Here is a 19,357-nt window from a genome sequence, read left to right on the forward strand (position 1 = left end):
ACCCACGTCGGTGGCAAATTGGCCGCCTGAGTCGCCAGGCTTCACTCCTCTCAAATGTGGGAGCCGGGCTTGCCCGCGATAGCGGTGTTTCAGACACAGTTGCAGTGCCTGACACTCCGCTATCGCAGGCAAGCCAGCTCCCACATTTGATCCAGGGAGGGCGCGAGATTTGTATCAGGCGTCAGGCTTCCAGCCTCCGCCCAGCGCCGTCACCAACCCTACACTTGCCTGCAACTGCCGCGTTTGCACCGCTTGCAACGTGCGTTGCGCCTGTAACGCCGCGGTTTGTGCCGTCACCACATCCAGGTAACTCACAGCCCCCGCCTGATAACTGTTCATCGCCAGCGCCTGGGTGTGCTCCGCAGCATTTGCGGCGGCTTGTTCATCCATTGCTTCCTGCTGCAAATCACGCAGTTGCCCAAGGTTGTCTTCCACCTCACGTACGGCTCTTAACACCTGGCTGCGATAGTGCGCCGAAGCCTCTTCAAACTCCGCCTTGGCCTGGCGCTCGTTGGCGCTCAACCGCCCGCCATCAAAGATCGGCAGGTTCACCAGCGGCCCCAGCGCCCAGTACCTATTGGCTGCCGAGAACAAGTTGCCCACACCTTGGGTCTGCCCGCCAATCAAGCCGGTCAAACTGAAATCCGGGTACCACGCCGCCTTGGCCACGCCGATATTCGCGTTAGCCGCAAACACCCGCCGTTCCGCCGCCGCAATATCCGGCCGACGTTGCAGCAACTGGCTCGGCAACTGCTGTGGAATTCCCGGCAAGGCGATCAATTGCTGGCTCGGCGGCAGTTGGAACTCGCTGGCCGACACGCCCACCAGTTCCCCAATCGCATGCTCGGTGAGATTGCGCTGACCGCGTACATCGTCAAGCTGGGCCTCGGCTTCAGCCAGCTGATTCTGTGCGCGGGTCAGGTCCAGTTCCGAAGCGATCTGGCCTTCATACCGGCTGCGGGTCAGTTTCAGTGCCTGGCTAAAATCATCCAGCGAACTGCTGAGAATCCGGCTCTGGGCATCCAGCCCGTTGAGCTGCACGTACAGCGTCGCCAACTGATGCTGCAAGCTCAGGCGTGCCACCGCCAAATCATCCCCGGAGGCTTGGGCCTGTGCATCGCCAGCCGCCACTTGGTTGCGGATTTTGCCCCACAGGTCCAGGTCAAAACTCAGCGCAAACCCTGCCGTGTTGCTGTTGTACACCGAAGGCTGGGTATCGCCCCGCAGTGGCCGGGAATCCGATTGGCGCTGACGCAACGGCTGCGCGCTGGCGGTGATTTGCGGGAACAACCCGGCATGCAACTGGCTGGCATACGCCTGGGACGCATCGAAATGCGCCAGCGCTGCGGCCAGGTCCGGGTTGGCCTTGAGCAGTTGTTCCTGCAGGTCGTTCAAGCGCGGGTCCTGATACAGCTGCCACCACTTCGGTGCCAGTTGGTCGGAGGGTTGTGCGCTGTGCCACGGACCGTCGCTGGTCTGTTCGCGGTATTTGGCCGGCAGTTCGAGGGTCGGTGCCTTGTAGGTGGGCGCCAGCGAGCAACCGTGCAGCGCCAGCAACACCAAGGCGGCGAGGGGTTTAAGCCTTGGGCGCATGGGTACCTCCGGCGTCGGCCAGTTGCACGGCATCGCCTTCGCGCAGGGCGTCGGGTGGGTTGTCGACTACGCGGTCGGCGGGTTTCAGGCCTTGATCGATCACCAGGCGTTCGCCGAGGTCGAGGCCGATGTGGATGTCTTGCAGGTGCACGTGGTTCTTGGCGTCCAGTACCGCGACCTGGGTGCCTTGGGCGCGGAAGATGAGGGCGCTGGCCGGGATGCTCACACCATGGGTGTCTGCCGGAATCGCCAGGGTGGCTTCTGCGTAGTCGCCTGGCAGCAACTTGCCGTCCGGGTTGTCGGCCACGAACTGTGCGAGCAGGGTGCCGGAGCGGCGGTCGATGGCGGTGGAGTCGCCCATCAGCTTCGCGCTGAAGTGTTCGCCGGGGTGCTCGGGTACCGTCAGTTGGGCGGCCAGTCCGGGATGAATCACCGCCGCATAGTTCTGCGGCACCGGCACATAGAGCCGCAGTTGGTGGGTGTCGGCGATGTCGAACAGTTCCGGATCGCTGTCGCTGTCGGCCTTGATCAATTGGCCGATGTCGGTGTTGCGCGCGGTGATCACACCGGCGAACGGAGCGCGGATGGTCTTGTAGTCTTCCAGGGCCGACAGCCGCGCATAGTCAGCCTCGGCGGCCTGGGCGTTAGCCTTGGCAGCCAGGGCGTTGGAGGTTTTTTCATCGGCCTCCTGGCGCGATACCGAATGGCTGTCCAGCAGGTTTTTCCAGCGGGTGGCGGTGGTTTGCGCCAGGCGTGCGTTGGCCTGTTCCTGCACCATGCGGGCGTGGGTTTGTGCTACTTGCTGGTCGAGGTCGGGGCTGTCGATCTCGGCGAGAATCTGCCCGGCCTTGACCTGGCTGCCGATGTCGACTTTCCAGTCTTTCAGGTAACCGCTGACCCGCGCATGAATCGGTGCCTTGCTCCAGGCTTCCAGGTGCGCGGGCAGGCGCAGGGTGTCGCCGGCCGCGTTCTGCTTCGGCTGGAACACCAGCACCTGCGGCACGGCGGCGGTTTCGGTCCAGGCGGTGACGGATTTTTCATGCATCGTACGGGCGTGCAGGCCGTTGGCGACCAACAGGGCAGCCAGTGTCAGGCCGCCGACACCCATGAACATCAGACGCTTGCGCGAGGGTTTGTGATCAGACGACATGTGGGGTTTCTCCAGCAGCAGCGCGAGTAGGGTGACGACCGTGGACCAAACTGAAGACCACGGGTACAAACAGCAAAGTGGCAGTGGTGGCGAGGATCAGGCCGCCGATCACGGCACGTCCCAGCGGCGCGTTTTGTTCTTCGGACAGGGCCAGCGGCAACATGCCGATGATCATCGCCAGGGCGGTCATGCAGACCGGGCGGAAACGGGTGTAGCCGGCTTCCAGTGCGGCCTTGAGGGCGTCGCCATGTTCGGCCAGGCGCTCTCGGCAGAAGCTCACCACCAGGATCGAGTTGGCGGTGGCCACGCCCATGCAGAGGATGGCCCCCGTGAGTGCGGGCACCGACAACGAGGTGCCGCTGAGGAACAGCATCCACACGATGCCCGCGAGGGCCGCCGGCAGCGCGGTGATGATCACGAACGGGTCGGTCCAGGACTGGAAGTTGACCACGATCAGCAGGTAGATCAGCACCACCGCGCCGAGCAGGCCGAAGCTCAAGCCGTTGAACGCTTCATGCAGCGCATCGATCTGCCCGTGCAGGCTGATGGTCGCGCCTTTGGGGCGCATCGGGGCCATGTCATTCAGCACCTTTTGCACATCGCTGGCGACGCCGCCGAGGTCGCGGCCTTGCACGTTGGCGTACAGGTCCAGGGTCGGTTCGATGTTGTAGTGGGTCACCACCGCCGGGCTTTGTACCCGTGAAATGGTCGCTACGCCGCCGAGGATCTGCGACTGGCCATCGGCACCGGTCACCGGCAATGCTTCCAGGGAAGGCAAGCTGTCGAGGCGGTACTGCGGGGTTGCGGCCACGATCGAATACGACACGCCGTTGGCCGGGTTGAGCCAGAACGTCGGCGCGGTTTGCGAGCTGCCGGCCAGGGACGCAACCATGCTGTTGGTCACGTCACGCTCGGTGATGCCCAGGCCGTTGGCGCGCATCCGGTCCACGTTGACTTGCAGAGAGGGGTAGCCAGTGGACTGCTGGATACGCAAGTCGGCAATGCCCGGCACATGTTTCAGGCGACGCTCCAGTTCCACGGCGTAGGCGCGGTTTTCTTCATCGCTGCGCCCGGAGATTTTCACATCCAGCGGGGCCGGTGAACCGAAGTTGAGGATCTGGCTGCTGATGTCGGCCGGCAGGAAGGCGAACTGGCTGCCAGGGAAACTTTCGGGCAGGGCTTCACGCAGCTTTTTCACGTAGTCGGCGGTCGGCGCGTGGTCTTTTTTCAGGGTGACCTGGATGTCACCGTCCTGTGGGCCGATGGTGCCGCTGCTGCTGTAGGCCATGTCGATGCCGCTCAGCGGGATGCCAATGTTGTCGACGATGGTGTCCAGTTCATCGGCCGGAACGATCTCGCGAATCCGCGCTTCGATCCGGTCAAACGCTGCGGCGCTTTCTTCGATCCGCGTGCCCAACGGCAAGCGCACGTGCAGGGCCATGGCCCCGGCGTCGGTGGCCGGGAAGAAGTCCTGGCCCAGGCTTGGCAGCAGCAGGAACGAGGCGAGGATGCACGCCAGAAAACCCACGATGAATCGCTTGCGTGCACCCAGGGCGAGGGTCAGCAGGCTGTGGTAAACGTCGCGCACGTTGGAGAAGTGACGCTCGAAACCCTGCTGGAAATTCAGCACCGATTGCAGCACGGCATTGCGCTGGGGTTGGTGCTGGTCGCCCTCGTGATGGTTGATGAATTCATCTTCCGGGTGATGGCCCTGGCCTTGCTCCGGCACGTGCGGCTTGAGCAGGAACATCGCCAGGGTCGGCACCAGAGTCCGTGACAGGATGAACGAGCTGGCCATCGCAAAGATCACCGCTAACGCCATCGGGCGGAACAGATAACCGGCGATACCTTGCAGCATGAACATCGGCACAAACACGATGCAGATACACAGCAGGGACACGAACGCCGGACCGACGATTTGCTTGGCGCCGTCGAGGATCGCGTCTTTCACCGCCTTGCCTTGTTCCAGGTGCCAGTTGATGTTCTCGATGGTCACCGTGGCGTCGTCCACCAGAATCCCCACCGCCAACGCCAGCCCGCCGAGGGTCATGACGTTAAGGGTTTGCCCGGTTGCGGCCAGCAGCGCGATGGCCGACAGCACCGCCAGGGGAATCGACGCGGCGATGATGAGGGTCGAGCGCCAGCTGCCGAGGAACAGCAGGATCATCGCACTGGTCAGCAAGGCCGCGATGATGCCTTCCTGGGCCACGCTGCCCACTGACTGTTTGACGAACACCGAGGCGTCGCCGAGCAGTGAGGTCTTCAGTGACGGTGGCAACGTTTCATTGATGCGCGGCAGCATCTGGCGGATGCCGTCGATGATCGACAGGGTGGAGATGCTGCCGTTTTTCAGGGCCGGCATCAGCACCGCACGGTGGCCGTCGACGCGCACGATGTTGGTCTGCGGCGGCGAGCCGTCACGCACATGGGCCACCTGGCCGATGGTGATGATCGCGCCGTCGACGGTCTTGATCGGCAGGTCGTTGAGCTCATCAATCGCCTTGGGACTGTTGTTGAGCAAGATCGTGTATTCGTTGGGGCCGAGTTTGGCGGTACCCACCGGGATGATCTGGTTTTGCAGGGCCAGGGCGTTGCCCACGTCCTGTGCCGAGAGGCCTTTGGCGGCCAGCGCCTGCGGGTCAAGGTCGAGGGTGATCTGGCGTTGCTTGCCGCCCATTGGCGTGGGCATGGCCAGGCCGGGCAGGGCGCTGAGGGGCAGGCGGATATTGTTCTGCACCAGGTCGCGGATCTTCGCTTCCGACAGGCTGGGGCTGGAGAACGCCATCTGCAGGATCGGCACCGTGGAGGCGCTGTAGTTGAGGATCAGCGGTGGGGTGATGCCCGGTGGCATCTGCTTGAGCACGGTTTGTGACACCGCTGTTACCTGGGCGTTGGCGGTGCGGATATCCACGCCGGGCTGGAAGAAAATCTTCACGATGCCCATGCCGGGTAACGACTGCGATTCAATGTGTTCGATGTCGTTGACGGTGGTACTCAGGGAGCGTTCGTAGGTGTAGATCACGCGACCGGCCATGGCGTCCGGAGACAGGCCGTTGTACTGCCAAACCACCGCGACGACGGGGATGCCAATATCGGGAAATACGTCAGTGGGGGTACGCAAGGCCGCCATGGGCCCAATGATGCAGATGAATATTGCCAGCACGATAAACGTGTAGGGCTTGAGCAGTGCGGTCTTTACCAGCCCGAGCATGCCTTAACCTCCAAAGGAGTGGGATTGCAAACCCCGGCAGTCTTGCCCGACCCACCTAACACGCACCTTTCAGCCAGGTGAAGGAAGATTTAGTTAACGGCTGAAGATCGTTTCATATGTATTCATTTGTTCAACAATGGTGACAGTACCAAGCTGGATACCGATCGAACGGGAGCGGTTTTGCCCGTTCACTTTTTATCCATTTGGAGTTCTGCCATGTCTCTTAAACCCTTGTTGTTGATCCCGGCCCTGAGTGCGGTCCTGCTGTTGTCGGCGTGCGCCGGCCCGATGCCGAAAGCGGACCCGAGCGAAGCCTGGATCGGCCTGCAAGAGGAGGCGCCCAACGACCTGATGGCCGAGCGGGTAGACGGTAAAAATATTAATGATGGCCGCTACTTCGAAGTGAAACCCGGCGCGCATCGCCTGGATGTCACCTTGTTTGAAGAAGAGGCGGGGGATGACAACCAGCAGGATTGTCGCGGGCATGTGACCTACGGCAACTTCAAGGCTGGCGAGCATTACACCCTGGTGGAATCCAGCCTAGGTACGACGGTGCGTGCCGAGTTGAAGGATAGCCACGGCAAGGAGTTGGCGCAGACCGATGACTTCAGTTGCATGCCTGGTTAAGGCGTCAGGCGTGGTGCCCGGCGGGTTTGTGCAGCTTGCCGGGTGCTGCGGGTTTTACCTGTGGGTGATGGTGCCGGCGGGTCACGCGCATCACGCCCCAGAGCATGGCGGCGGCGACGGCCAACCAGCCACAGATTAAAAGCAGAATCGTTGTTGTCAGGCTCATAAGTGCCTCCTTTCGCCCGGTACCGGGCACACACTGTCTTCTCAATGGACAGTCTAGCTATCCGCAGGTTGCCTGCTATTGACCAATGGTCGTGTGCGTCCAACTTGTTTGCTCTATGGCGGACTTTTTACTGCGGCACAAGGCTATACCCGCGCCCCGGAGCATCCTATGATCAGGGCCCACGTCGGCAGTTGATCAAGTGAGTGAAGAAGTTGCGGTTTCCCTCGAACATTAAAACCTCCTGGTGGGTCGCAGCCTGTTTCATGGGGCTGGCGGCCTGCACCTCGCACCCAAAACCCACGAGCATCCCGGGCCTGCCGGAGAGTGTCGAGCTCAAGGGCGTACCGGCGTTTCGCGGCGAGACTTACCTCGGTGGCCCGGCCGCTCTGGCCAGCATGCTGTCCCAACAAGGCATTGTGATTACACCGGGGCTATTGGATAAGCCACTGCATTTGCCGGGCGCTGAAGCGGACCTTGAGCGCAACATGCAGGTGCTGGCCCGTGAATACGGGATGTTGGTGTACCCGCTGGAAGATCAATTGCCGGCGCTGCTGGCACAGGTCGCGGCCGGGTACCCGGTGATGGCGCGTATTACCCAGGGCTCGACCTTCTGGGCCGGGCCGCGGTATGTCGTGGTGGTGGGTTACAACAAGCAGAAGAGCATGGTGTTGCTGCGTTCGGGCTTGGAGCGACGCATGCCGATGGATTTCAGCGCGTTTGAGTCGGCGTGGAAAGACGGCGGCAAGTGGGCGGTACTGATTCAGCGGCCCACCCAGTTGCCGGTCAAGGTCGACGCCCAGCGCTGGCAGCAGGCTGCCAGCGCCACGGCCCAGGCGGGCCAGGAACAGGCCGCGGCCCAGGCGGTCAAGACACTGGCCAGTCAGGCCAAATAAAAAACGGCGCTCAAGGGCGCCGTTTTTTATTGTCGCCATTGACGACTCAGCGGGACTCGGTCACCTGAACGTTCGCCCGTGGGCGGTTTTTCAGGTTTTTGTCAGCCTTGTAGCGCAAGGCGACGTCCGGCACCGAGCCGCTCTTCCCGGTTTCGACCCAACTGCGGATACGACTGGCATCGGCAAAGTGGGTGAATTTGCCGAAAGCGTCGAGGATCACCAGCGATACCGGGCGATTACCCATGCTGGTCACCAGCACCAGGCAGTGGCCGGCCTGGTTGGTAAAGCCGGTCTTGGTCAGCTTGATGTCCCAGTTGGCGCGGTTGATCAGGTGGTCTGTGTTGGAGAAACCCAGGGTGTAGTTGGGTTTGCGGAACGAGACGGTCTTTTCCTTGGTGGTACTCAACTGGCTGAGCATCGGGTACTTGCGCGCGGCGGCCAGCAGTTTGCTCAAGTCGCGGGCGGTGGACACGTTGTGGATCGACAGGCCGGTGGGCTCTACATAGTGGGTGCTGGTCATGCCCAACGCCTTGGCCTTGGCGTTCATCGCCGCGATAAAGGCCGGGTAGCCGCCCGGATAGTGGTGGGCCAGGCTGGCGGCGGCGCGGTTTTCCGAGGACATCAGGGCAATCAGGAGCATCTCTTTGCGCGGCATCTCGCTGCCGATCTTGACCCGGGAGAACACGCCTTTCATCTCTGGCGTGTCCTTGATGTTGATGTCGATGTATTCATCCATGTTTTGCTTGGCTTCCAGCACGATCAGGCCGGTCATCAGTTTGCTCACTGAAGCGATCGGCACGATGACATCCGGGTTACTGGCATAGATGACTTTGTTGGTTTGCAGGTCTACCACCATCGCACTGCCGGAAGCGATGTGCAGGGTAGACATGTCGCGGGGGGCCATGGTGGTTTCGCTGGCGCTCGCGAAGGTGCCTGTAAATGCAAAAAATAGGCTGATGATGGAAAGATGAATTTTCACGCGGATGAACTCGCTAAAAAAGTAGGGATATACCGTTTTGCACGGACTTTCTGATAAATGCCGTTACATTTTAGGAGTATGGATCAGAAACTGTCGAATGTTCTTCTGAAAACAGATGAAAGCCCTTAAAAACTAAGAAAAAAGTACTTTTTATCCGACCAATAAAAAGCCCTGCGATAAGGCAGGGCTTTTTCAGAGCAGCTGGTTATTAGCTGTGCAGAGTTTCGGCTGCGTACAAGGTATTTTCCAGCAGGCAGGCACGGGTCATAGGGCCAACGCCGCCTGGGACCGGGGTGATCCAGCCGGCGCGGGGCAGGGCGGTTTCGTACACCACGTCGCCCACCAGCTTGCCGTCGTCCTGGCGGTTGATGCCTACGTCGATGACGATGGCGCCTTCTTTGATCCACTCACCCTTGACCAGGCCCGGCTTGCCGGCGGCGACCACTACCAGGTCAGCGCGGCCAACGTGGCCGGCCAGGTCCTTGGTGAAGCGGTGGGTGACGGTCACGGTGCAGCCGGCCAGCAGCAGCTCCATGGCCATCGGGCGACCGACGATGTTCGAGGCGCCAACGACGACGGCATCCAGGCCGTACAGATCGACGCCGGTGCTTTCCAGCAGGGTCATGATGCCCTTCGGGGTGCATGGGCGCAGCAGCGGAATACGCTGGGCCAGGCGGCCGACGTTATAAGGGTGGAAGCCGTCGACGTCTTTGTCCGGGCGGATGCGTTCGAGCAGTTTCGACGCGTCCAGGTGCTCGGGCAAGGGCAGCTGCAGCAGGATGCCGTCGATGGCCGGATTGTCATTGAGGCTGTCGATCAGGTCGGTGAGGGCCTGTTGGGTGGTGTCGGAATCCAAGTCGTAGGCTTTTGAAATAAAGCCGACCTCTTCACAGTCTTTACGCTTGTGCGAGACATAAACCTGAGAGGCAGGATCGCTGCCGACCAGGATCACCGCGAGGCCCGGCGTGCGCAGCCCTTGTTGGCTGCGCTCGGCGACTCGTTTGGCGATCTGCTGGCGCAGGCTGGCGGCGATTGATTTGCCGTCGATAAGTTGTGCAGTCATTACGCGTGATTAACCATCGAGAGGGGGAAGAAAAGTGCGCGCATTCTCGCATGCCATGGCGCGAGGGCAAAGGCGCTTGGTCTGCAAATTCCCCTAACCCCTTAAATAAAATGAATTTTTTATAAAAAGGATTTGACGGGTTTCGGGTGCATCTATACTATTCGTCGCACTTGTCGGGCACAGCCTAGCACTGGTTAGTTTGTAATCCTCCAAGAGTACAGATTAATAAGGCGCCCGTAGCTCAGCTGGATAGAGCATCCGCCTTCTAAGCGGATGGTCGCAGGTTCGAGTCCTGCCGGGTGCGCCATTAGGCAGCTTTGGCACAAGTAGCGCAATATGGTGGGCGTAGCTCAGTTGGTAGAGCACGGGATTGTGACTCCCGTTGTCGAGGGTTCGATCCCCTTCGTCCACCCCATATTTAAAGGGCGCCAGATTAACAGTCTGGCGCCTTTGCTTTAAGAGCTTCATGCGGATGTGGTGGAATTGGTAGACACACTGGATTTAGGTTCCAGCGCCGCAAGGTGTAAGAGTTCGAGTCTCTTCATCCGCACCAAATAAAGTTTCGTGAAGGCCGTATGGTCGTCGCGAGGCTCAACAAATAGCCATTTTGACGGGCTTTTTGGTCACGCAATATGGTGGGCGTAGCTCAGTTGGTAGAGCACGGGATTGTGACTCCCGTTGTCGAGGGTTCGATCCCCTTCGTCCACCCCATATTTCGAAAGGCGCCAGATTAATAGTCTGGCGCCTTTTTTGTTTCAGTGGTTTGAGTTTCAACGCAGTCGCAGGTGCTGGGCTGCAAGGGCAGGGCGTTTCGTCGTATTTATGTTTCGCGATGATGCCGCACTGCTCGCTGGCCTTGTCCGCAGGGTCGGTTGTCAGGGAGATGATTGGCAGCTGCTTCTATATATAGAAGGGTTGGCGCAGAGCCCTGGCGTGATGGGATGTATTTGCTACCGGGGCGAGCTGCACTCGTGCATTCGTACCTATAAATTGCCTGCTGTTTTTTTACCCGTTTTCAGTAGGGTGACTTCTTGAGTTTGACCCACTAGAATGCATGCCCTTGATTCTGGGGTCGGAAACGGCCAGCTAACGTCTGTGCAACGAGGAATATCCATGCAAGTTTCTGTTGAAAATACTTCTGCTCTTGAGCGCCGCATGAGCATCACCGTGCCGGCCGAGCGCATCGAGACCCAGGTCAACAAGCGTCTGCAGCAGACTGCCCAAAAGGCCAAGATCGCTGGTTTCCGTCCAGGCAAAGTGCCAATGAGCGAAATCAAGCGCCGCTTCGGTGCTGATGCACGTCAGGAAGCGGTAGGTGACGTGATCCAGGCTTCCTTCTACGAAGCCGTTGTCGAGCAAAAGCTGAACCCGGCTGGCTCGCCTTCCATCGAGCCTAAGTCCCTGGAAGCAGGCAAGGATCTGGAATACGTTGCAATCTTCGAAGTGTTCCCTGAATTCGAAGTTGCCGGTTTCGATTCGATCGCCATCGAGCGCCTGAGCGCTGATGTTGCTGACGCCGATCTGGACAACATGCTGGAAATCCTGCGCAAGCAGAACACTCGTTTTGAAGTGGCCGATCGCGCTGCCCAGAACGAAGACCAGCTGAACATCGATTTCGTTGGCAAGGTTGACGGCGAAGTGTTCGCTGGCGGCTCCGCCAAAGGCACCCAGTTGGTATTGGGTTCCAACCGCATGATCCCTGGTTTCGAAGACGGCCTGGTTGGCGCCAAAGCCGGCGAAGAGCGCGTTCTGAACCTGACTTTCCCGGCTGACTACCAGAACCTGGACCTGGCTGGCAAAGCCGCTGAGTTCACCGTGACCGTCAACACCGTTTCCGAGCCCAAGCTGCCAGAACTGAACGAAGAGTTCTTCAACCAGTTCGGTATCAAGGAAACCGGCATCGAAGGTTTCCGCACCGAAGTTCGCAAGAACATGGAGCGTGAGCTGCGTCAGGCGATCAAATCCAAGGTCAAGAACCAGGTGATGGACGGTCTGCTGGCCGCCAACCCGATCGAAGTGCCGAAGGCTCTGCTGTCCAACGAAGTTGATCGTCTGCGTGTGCAGGCTGTTCAGCAGTTCGGTGGCAACATCAAGCCTGACCAACTGCCGGCCGAGCTGTTCGAAGAACAAGCCAAGCGTCGCGTTGTTCTGGGTCTGATCGTGGCTGAAGTGGTCAAGCAATTCGACCTCAAGCCAGACGAAGCCCGCGTTCGCGAAATGATCCAGGAAATGGCTTCGGCCTACCAGGAGCCTGAGGCTGTTGTGTCCTGGTACTACAAGAACGACCAGCAGCTGAACGAAGTGCGTTCGGTTGTGCTGGAAGAGCAAGTTGTGGATACTGTTCTGCAGAAGGCTAAGGTGACCGATAAAGCGGTCTCTTACGAAGAAGCAGTCAAGCCGGCTGAAGCAGCACAAGCCGACTGATCGCTCAACTCGTTTGAAAATACACCCATAAGCCAGCCTCGCGCTGGCTTATGCGTATTCAAGACATGACTATTTGGGAGTAACTGCAGAGCATGTTCCGTAATTCGTATATTCAGCAGAACTCTGATATCCAGGCCGCTGGCGGCCTGGTCCCGATGGTTGTCGAGCAATCTGCTCGTGGCGAACGCGCCTATGACATCTACTCGCGCCTGCTCAAGGAGCGAGTGATCTTTCTGGTTGGTCCGGTAGAGGACTACATGGCCAACCTGATCTGTGCGCAGCTGCTGTTCCTTGAAGCGGAAAACCCGGACAAGGACATCCATCTCTACATCAACTCCCCGGGCGGTTCGGTAACAGCTGGCATGTCGATCTACGACACCATGCAGTTCATCAAGCCGAACGTATCGACCACCTGTATCGGTCAGGCGTGCAGCATGGGTGCTTTCCTGCTGACCGCTGGTGCTGAGGGCAAGCGTTACTGCCTGCCGAACTCTCGCGTGATGATTCACCAGCCACTGGGCGGTTTCCAGGGCCAGGCATCGGACATCGAAATCCATGCCAAGGAAATCCTCTTTATTCGTGAGCGTCTCAACACGCTGATGGCCAAACATAGCGGGCATACCCTGGAAGAGATCGAGCGCGACACCAACCGTGACAATTTCATGAGCGCCGAAGCGGCTCGTGAATACGGGTTGATCGACGCAGTGATCGAAAAGCGCCCCGCTTAATATAAGCAGCTCAAAATAGGGCTGGTCGGCAGGTCCGACCACCAGTGGGCTTGAAAAAGCCCTCAATAGCCTTCATCTTGTGTTGCAAGCCTATCGGATTTGGATCGAACGAATGACTGACACCCGCAACGGCGAGGACAACGGCAAGCTGCTCTATTGCTCCTTCTGTGGCAAAAGCCAGCATGAAGTACGCAAGTTGATTGCCGGCCCCTCGGTCTTTATCTGCGACGAGTGCGTCGACCTGTGCAATGACATCATCCGTGAGGAGGTGCAGGAAGCCCAGGCCGAAAGCAGCGCGCATAAATTGCCTTCGCCTAAAGAAATCAGCGGCATCCTTGATCAGTATGTGATTGGTCAAGAGCGTGCAAAGAAGGTTCTGGCCGTAGCGGTGTACAACCACTACAAGCGTCTGAACCAGCGTGACAAGAAAAGTGACGATGTCGAGCTCGGCAAAAGCAACATCTTGCTGATCGGTCCTACAGGCTCGGGTAAAACCCTGCTTGCAGAAACCCTGGCTCGCCTGCTGAACGTTCCCTTCACCATCGCCGACGCAACCACTCTTACCGAGGCCGGTTACGTAGGTGAAGACGTCGAGAACATCATTCAGAAGCTGCTGCAGAAATGCGATTACGACGTGGAAAAGGCCCAGATGGGCATTGTCTACATCGATGAAATCGACAAGATTTCGCGCAAATCCGACAACCCGTCGATCACCCGGGATGTTTCCGGTGAAGGCGTGCAGCAAGCGCTGTTGAAACTGATCGAAGGTACTGTTGCTTCCGTACCGCCACAAGGCGGCCGCAAGCATCCACAGCAGGAATTCCTTCAGGTTGATACGCGCAACATTCTGTTCATCTGTGGCGGTGCGTTCTCCGGTCTGGAAAAGGTTATTCAAAACCGTTCCACCCGTGGTGGCATTGGCTTCAGTGCAGAAGTACGCAGTAAGGAAGAAGGCAAGAAAGTCGGTGAATCCCTGCGTGAAGTCGAGCCTGACGATTTGGTCAAGTTCGGTCTGATCCCGGAATTCGTTGGCCGTTTGCCAGTGCTGGCGACGTTGGACGAGCTGGATGAGGCTGCGTTGATGCAGATCCTCACCGAGCCGAAAAACGCCCTGACCAAGCAATACGCCAAGCTGTTCGAGATGGAAGGTGTGGACCTCGAGTTCCGTGCTGACGCGCTCAAATCGGTGGCCAAGCGGGCACTGGAGCGCAAGACCGGCGCCCGTGGTTTGCGCTCGATCCTCGAAGGCGTACTGCTCGACACCATGTATGAAATCCCCTCGCAGTCCGAGGTGAGTAAAGTGGTGATCGACGAAAGCGTTATAGAAGGCAAGTCCAAGCCACTGTATATCTACGAAAACAGTGAGCCGGCTGCCAAGGCTGCGCCAGACGCGTAAGCGTTGCGCCGCCGAGCTGTACAAAATAAAGGGGCCTTGACGGGCCCCTTTGTTTTTACTGCGTTTAACTGATGCCATTACGCTTGTTTTTTTTGCAGGCAGCCCCCATCTTGGTTTCAAGCTTACTTTCATCTGTCATAGAGGCGAAATCATGAAGACAACCATCGAATTGCCTCTCCTGCCGTTGCGTGATGTCGTCGTCTATCCGCACATGGTTATCCCGCTGTTCGTGGGGCGCGAGAAGTCTATCGAAGCCCTCGAGGCCGCGATGACGGGCGACAAGCAGATCCTGCTGCTGGCCCAGAGAAATCCTGCTGACGATGATCCGGGCGAAGACGCCCTGTATCGCGTCGGTACCGTTGCAACGGTCCTGCAACTGCTCAAGCTGCCTGATGGCACCGTCAAGGTGCTGGTGGAAGGCGAGCAGCGTGGTGCGGTCGAGCGCTTCATGGAAGTGGACGGCCACCTGCGTGCCGAAGTGACGCTGATCGACGAAGTCGACGCCCCTGAGCGCGAATCCGAAGTGTTCGTGCGCAGCCTGCTGTCCCAGTTCGAGCAATACGTGCAGCTGGGCAAGAAAGTTCCTGCAGAAGTCCTCTCTTCCCTCAACAGCATTGATGAGCCAAGCCGCCTGGTCGACACCATGGCCGCGCACATGGCGCTGAAAATCGAGCAGAAGCAGGACATTCTCGAAATCATCGATTTGTCGGCCAGGGTCGAACACGTCCTGGCGCTGCTGGATGCCGAAATTGACCTGCTGCAGGTCGAGAAGCGCATTCGCGGCCGTGTCAAAAAGCAAATGGAGCGCAGTCAGCGCGAGTACTACCTGAATGAGCAGATGAAGGCCATTCAGAAAGAGCTCGGCGACAGCGAGGAAGGCCATAACGAAATCGAAGAGCTGAAAAAGCGCATCGATGCCGCCGGCCTGCCGAAAGACGCCTTGACCAAAGCCACTGCCGAGCTGAACAAGCTCAAGCAGATGTCGCCGATGTCGGCCGAAGCCACCGTGGTTCGCTCGTATATCGATTGGCTGGTGCAGGTGCCGTGGAAGGCCCAGACCAAGGTGCGCCTGGACCTGGACCGCGCCGAAGATATTCTGGACGCCGATCACTACGGCCTCGAAGAAGTCAAAGAACGCATCCTCGAATACCTCGCCGTGCAAAAGCGCGTGAAGAAGATTCGCGGCCCGGTGTTGTGCCTGGTCGGTCCTCCTGGTGTGGGTAAAACCTCGCTGGCGGAGTCGATTGCTCACGCAACAAACCGTAAATTCGTACGCATGGCCTTGGGTGGCGTGCGGGATGAAGCGGAAATCCGTGGTCATCGCCGGACTTATATCGGTTCGATGCCAGGAAGATTGATTCAAAAGATGACAAAGGTGGGTGTGCGCAACCCGCTGTTCCTGCTCGATGAAATCGACAAAATGGGCAGCGACATGCGTGGCGATCCGGCCTCTGCCTTGCTGGAAGTGCTCGACCCCGAGCAGAACCATAATTTCAACGACCATTACCTGGAAGTCGACTACGACCTGTCCGACGTAATGTTCCTGTGCACCTCCAACTCGATGAATATTCCGCCAGCGTTGCTGGACCGGATGGAGGTGATTCGTCTGCCGGGTTACACCGAAGACGAGAAGATCAACATCGCTGTCAAATACCTCTCGCCCAAGCAGATTGCGGCCAACGGCCTGAAAAAAGGCGAGATCGAATTTGATGCCGACGCGATCCGCGACATCATTCGTTTCTACACCCGCGAGGCCGGTGTACGGGGCCTCGAGCGTCAACTGGCGAAGATCTGCCGCAAGGCCGTGAAGGAACATGCGCTGGAAAAACGCTTCTCGGTGAAGGTCACCGCTGACCTGTTGGAACACTTCCTGGGCGTGCGCAAATTCCGCTACGGCCTGGCTGAGCAGCAGGACCAGGTGGGTCAGGTCACTGGCCTGGCGTGGACTCAAGTGGGCGGCGAATTGCTGACCATCGAGGCCGCTGTTATCCCGGGCAAAGGGCAACTGATCAAGACCGGTTCCCTGGGTGATGTGATGGTCGAATCCATCACTGCCGCGCAGACCGTGGTGCGCAGCCGCGCCAAGAGCCTGGGGATTCCCCTGGACTTCCACGAGAAGCACGACACCCACATCCATATGCCGGAAGGGGCGACCCCGAAAGACGGCCCTAGCGCAGGCGTAGGCATGTGCACGGCACTGGTATCAGCCCTGACCGGCATTCCGGTGCGCGCCGATGTCGCCATGACCGGGGAAATCACCCTGCGTGGTCAGGTACTGGCCATTGGTGGCCTCAAAGAGAAATTGCTGGCTGCACACCGCGGTGGTATCAAGACCGTGATCATTCCTGAAGAGAATGTTCGCGACTTGAAGGAGATTCCTGACAATATCAAGCAGGATCTGCAGATTAAACCGGTTAAATGGATTGACGAGGTCCTGCAAATTGCGCTGCAATACGCGCCGGAGCCCTTGCCGGATGTGGCTCCGGAGATAGTTGCAAAGGATGAAAAACGCGAGTCTGACTCTAAGGAAAGAATTAGCACGCATTAATACGTTTAAGCCTGGGGGCTTCCTTGACAGCTTTTTAGAGCCCTTGTTATAAAGCGGCTCTTAAGTGTCTGTAGGCCATTCAGCACTGGTTTTTGCTTTCACCAAAAAACTTAGAATCATACTCAATAGATAAAAGGGGACTTAGAGTGAACAAGTCGGAACTGATTGATGCTATCGCTGCATCTGCTGATATCCCGAAAGCCGCTGCTGGCCGTGCGCTGGACGCAGTAATCGAATCCGTCACTGGCGCTCTCAAGGCCGGCGACTCTGTGGTACTGGTTGGTTTCGGTACTTTCTCTGTGACCGATCGTCCAGCTCGCACTGGCCGTAACCCACAGACTGGCAAGGCTCTGCAAATCGCCGCTGCCAAAAAACCAGGTTTCAAAGCCGGTAAAGCCCTGAAAGAAGCCGTTAACTAAGCTTCGCTCAAGCCTTACCCATCCGGGTTGGACGAAGGTCTGACCTGGCAGCGGAGCGGCAGCTGACCCAAGTATCCATCGGGTCGCCACGCCGGGGGTGTGGGTTCAAACCCCCGTCCGCTCCGCCAGTTACGAGAAGGCGCATCCTCGGATGCGCCTTTCTTCTATCCGGACTCTACCCACGCTCCACGGTTGCCTAATTTTGAAGTTCAACCGTTTCTGGGGGACGCATGCTGCAGAATATCAGGGACAATTCACAAGGCTGGATTGCCAAAACTATTATCGGGATCATCGTCGCACTGATGGCGTTCACCGGTATCGAGGCTATTTTTCAGGCTTCGACCAATAACAAGCAGGACGTGGCCAAGGTCAACGGTGAGGAAATCACCCAAAGCGAACTGGGCCAGGCCGTCGACATGCAACGTCGCCAGCTGATGCAACAGCTGGGCAAGGACTTCGATGCTTCCTTGCTGGACGAAAAGCTGTTGCGCGACGCCGCTCTCAAAAGCCTGATCGACCGCAAGCTGCTGCTGCAAGGCGCCGCCGATTCGAAATTCGCTTTCTCCGAAGCTGCGCTGGATCAAGTGATCCTGCAGACGCCGGAATTCCAGGTGGATGGCCAGTTCAACGCTGAGCGTTTCGACCAGGTGATCCGTCAGCTGGGCTACAGCCGTATGCAATTCCGTCAGATGCTGAGCCAGGAAATGCTGATCGGCCAGGTTCGTGCGGGTATTGCCGGCAGCGGTTTTGTGACTGATGCCGAAGTGCTCGCTTTCGCCCGTCTGGAAAAACAGACCCGCGATTTCGCCACCGTCAGCGTCAAGGCCGACCCTGCGGCAGTGAAGATCACTGACGACGAGGTCAAGGCTTACTACGACCAGCACGCCAAAGAGTTCATGACCCCGGACCAGGTGGTCATCGACTATCTGGAGCTGAAGAAGGCTTCCTTCTTCGACCAGGTCGCGGTCAAGGACGATGAGCTGCAAGCCCTCTATCAGAAAGAAACCGCCAACCTCGCTGAACAGCGTCGCGCGGCGCACATCCTGATTGAAGTCAACGACAAGACCACTGACGAGCAGGCCAAGGCCAAGATCGAAGAGATCCAGGCACGCCTGGCCAAAGGCGAGAAGTTCGAAGCCCTGGCCAAAGAGTTCTCCCAGGATCCAGGTTCTGCGAACAACGGCGGTGACCTCGGTTTCGCCGGCCCTGGCGTCTACGACCCTGCCTTTGAAACAGCGCTGTACGCGTTGAACAAGGACCAGGTCTCGGCACCGGTGCGTTCGAGCTTCGGCTGGCACCTGATCAAGCTGTTGGGCGTTGAAGCACCAGAAGTGCCATCGTTTGCCAGCCTGAAAGACAAGCTGACCCGCGAGCTCAAGACCCAGCAGGTTGAACAGCGTTTCGTCGACGCGACCAAGCAACTGGAAGACGCTGCATTCGAAGCTTCCGACCTGGCTCAGCCGGCGTCGGACCTGAAGCTGACCGTGCACACCTCCGCGCCGTTTGGTCGTGAAGGTGGTGAAGGCATTGCTGCCAATCGTGCCGTGGTGACCGCTGCATTCAGTCCTGAAGTACTGGATGAAGGTGCCAACAGCACCGCCATCGAGCTGGATCCGGAAACCATCGTGGTGCTGCGTGCCAAAGAGCACCTGAAGCCTACCCAGCTGCCGCTGGAAAGCGTTGCCACGGCCATCCGTGCCCAGTTGACCAAGGAGCGCGCAAGCGCTGCGGCGAAGACTCACGCGGACGAGCTGATTGCCAACCTGCGTGATGGCAAGACACCGCTGAACCAGCCGGTGGATGGCCAGGCCTGGAAAGTCACCGAAGCGGCCACCCGTGGCCAGGAAGGCGTCGAGCCAGCCGTGCTGCAAGCCCTGTTCCGCATGCCAAAGCCTGCGGCCAAGGACAAGCCGACCTTCACCAGCGTGACCCTGCCAGACGGTAGCCTGGTGATCGTGCGCTTGAACGCGGTCAACGAAGCCGCTGCCCCGACCGATGACGAGAAGGCTCAGTACCGCCGCTTCCTCGCTTCGCGTATCGGTCAGCAAGACTTCGCTGCCTATCGCAAGCAGCTGGAAACCAAGGCTGAGATCAAGAAGTTCTGATCGCGTTACTGCCTGAATAAAAAGACCCCGGCCTGAAGAGGCCGGGGTCTTTTTT

The 19,357-nt window shown here is 58.8% G+C and carries 14 protein-coding genes and 4 tRNA genes; 12 read left to right on the forward strand and 6 right to left on the reverse strand.

The window, feature by feature from the left end; translation table 11 throughout:
- Positions 1–174 precede the first annotated feature (174 nt).
- Genes ACUN0G_RS23750 through ACUN0G_RS23760 form a run of 3 tightly spaced genes read right to left on the reverse strand, consistent with a single transcriptional unit; the run spans position 175 to position 5,954 of the window.
- A complete protein-coding gene (locus ACUN0G_RS23750) occupies positions 175–1,593 on the reverse strand; it encodes an efflux transporter outer membrane subunit (protein WP_445574426.1) in 1,419 nt (472 codons plus the stop codon).
- A complete protein-coding gene (locus ACUN0G_RS23755; protein ID WP_445574427.1) occupies positions 1,577–2,743 on the reverse strand; it encodes an efflux RND transporter periplasmic adaptor subunit in 1,167 nt (388 codons plus the stop codon). The genes ACUN0G_RS23750 and ACUN0G_RS23755 overlap by 17 nt, the downstream gene beginning before the upstream one ends.
- Positions 2,733–5,954: an efflux RND transporter permease subunit gene (locus tag ACUN0G_RS23760; protein ID WP_063028596.1), complete on the reverse strand. Its 3,222-nt coding sequence runs from the start codon at positions 5,952–5,954 to the stop codon at positions 2,733–2,735. The genes ACUN0G_RS23755 and ACUN0G_RS23760 overlap by 11 nt, the downstream gene beginning before the upstream one ends.
- Before the next feature lie 216 nt (positions 5,955–6,170).
- Here ACUN0G_RS23760 and ACUN0G_RS23765 point away from each other — a divergent pair, with 216 nt between their 5' ends.
- Positions 6,171–6,581, forward strand: coding sequence for a PA0061/PA0062 family lipoprotein (locus ACUN0G_RS23765; protein WP_017476929.1), 411 nt, complete (start codon positions 6,171–6,173; stop codon positions 6,579–6,581).
- Positions 6,582–6,585: 4 nt separating this feature from the next.
- On the opposite strand, the gene ACUN0G_RS23770 is transcribed toward ACUN0G_RS23765, so the two are convergent.
- Positions 6,586–6,747: a hypothetical protein gene (locus ACUN0G_RS23770; protein ID WP_010166825.1), complete on the reverse strand. Its 162-nt coding sequence runs from the start codon at positions 6,745–6,747 to the stop codon at positions 6,586–6,588.
- A gap of 263 nt (positions 6,748–7,010) precedes the next feature.
- On the opposite strand from ACUN0G_RS23770, the gene ACUN0G_RS23775 reads away from it, so the two are divergent.
- A complete protein-coding gene (locus ACUN0G_RS23775) occupies positions 7,011–7,640 on the forward strand; it encodes a peptidase C39 family protein (RefSeq protein WP_421553162.1) in 630 nt (209 codons plus the stop codon).
- A 46-nt stretch (positions 7,641–7,686) separates the two neighbouring features.
- On the opposite strand, the gene pbpG is transcribed toward ACUN0G_RS23775, so the two are convergent.
- Positions 7,687–8,619: a D-alanyl-D-alanine endopeptidase gene (gene pbpG, locus ACUN0G_RS23780; RefSeq protein ID WP_258346894.1), complete on the reverse strand. Its 933-nt coding sequence runs from the start codon at positions 8,617–8,619 to the stop codon at positions 7,687–7,689.
- 208 nt (positions 8,620–8,827) lie between these two features.
- The gene (gene folD / locus ACUN0G_RS23785) at positions 8,828–9,682 is read right to left on the reverse strand and encodes a bifunctional methylenetetrahydrofolate dehydrogenase/methenyltetrahydrofolate cyclohydrolase FolD (protein WP_258346893.1); all 855 of its coding nucleotides are present in this window, start codon (positions 9,680–9,682) and stop codon (positions 8,828–8,830) included.
- Between the two features lie 230 nt (positions 9,683–9,912).
- Between folD and ACUN0G_RS23790 the strand changes: the two genes are divergently transcribed.
- From ACUN0G_RS23790 to ACUN0G_RS23835, 10 genes are all read left to right on the forward strand, one after another.
- Positions 9,913–9,989 (forward strand) — tRNA-Arg (locus ACUN0G_RS23790).
- Between the two features lie 32 nt (positions 9,990–10,021).
- Positions 10,022–10,097 (forward strand) — tRNA-His (locus tag ACUN0G_RS23795).
- A gap of 53 nt (positions 10,098–10,150) precedes the next feature.
- A tRNA-Leu gene (locus tag ACUN0G_RS23800) sits at positions 10,151–10,235 on the forward strand.
- Positions 10,236–10,317: 82 nt separating this feature from the next.
- Positions 10,318–10,393: transfer RNA gene (locus tag ACUN0G_RS23805), tRNA-His, on the forward strand.
- Positions 10,394–10,795: 402 nt separating this feature from the next.
- Positions 10,796–12,106, forward strand: coding sequence for a trigger factor (tig, locus tag ACUN0G_RS23810; RefSeq protein WP_445574428.1), 1,311 nt, complete (start codon positions 10,796–10,798; stop codon positions 12,104–12,106).
- A 92-nt stretch (positions 12,107–12,198) separates the two neighbouring features.
- The gene (gene clpP, locus ACUN0G_RS23815; RefSeq protein WP_003174822.1) at positions 12,199–12,834 is read left to right on the forward strand and encodes an ATP-dependent Clp endopeptidase proteolytic subunit ClpP; all 636 of its coding nucleotides are present in this window, start codon (positions 12,199–12,201) and stop codon (positions 12,832–12,834) included.
- A 112-nt stretch (positions 12,835–12,946) separates the two neighbouring features.
- The gene (gene clpX / locus ACUN0G_RS23820) at positions 12,947–14,230 is read left to right on the forward strand and encodes an ATP-dependent Clp protease ATP-binding subunit ClpX (protein ID WP_003207856.1); all 1,284 of its coding nucleotides are present in this window, start codon (positions 12,947–12,949) and stop codon (positions 14,228–14,230) included.
- A gap of 151 nt (positions 14,231–14,381) precedes the next feature.
- On the forward strand, positions 14,382–16,778 hold the full coding sequence (gene lon / locus ACUN0G_RS23825; protein ID WP_445574429.1) for an endopeptidase La: 2,397 nt from the start codon (positions 14,382–14,384) through the stop codon (positions 16,776–16,778).
- A gap of 146 nt (positions 16,779–16,924) precedes the next feature.
- A complete protein-coding gene (locus tag ACUN0G_RS23830) occupies positions 16,925–17,197 on the forward strand; it encodes an HU family DNA-binding protein (protein ID WP_003174819.1) in 273 nt (90 codons plus the stop codon).
- A 230-nt stretch (positions 17,198–17,427) separates the two neighbouring features.
- Complete coding sequence (locus ACUN0G_RS23835) at positions 17,428–19,302, forward strand: SurA N-terminal domain-containing protein (RefSeq protein ID WP_258346891.1); 1,875 nt, start codon at positions 17,428–17,430, stop codon at positions 19,300–19,302.
- Positions 19,303–19,357 lie beyond the last annotated feature (55 nt).

This window comes from Pseudomonas sp. 32A (genome assembly GCF_052682255.1).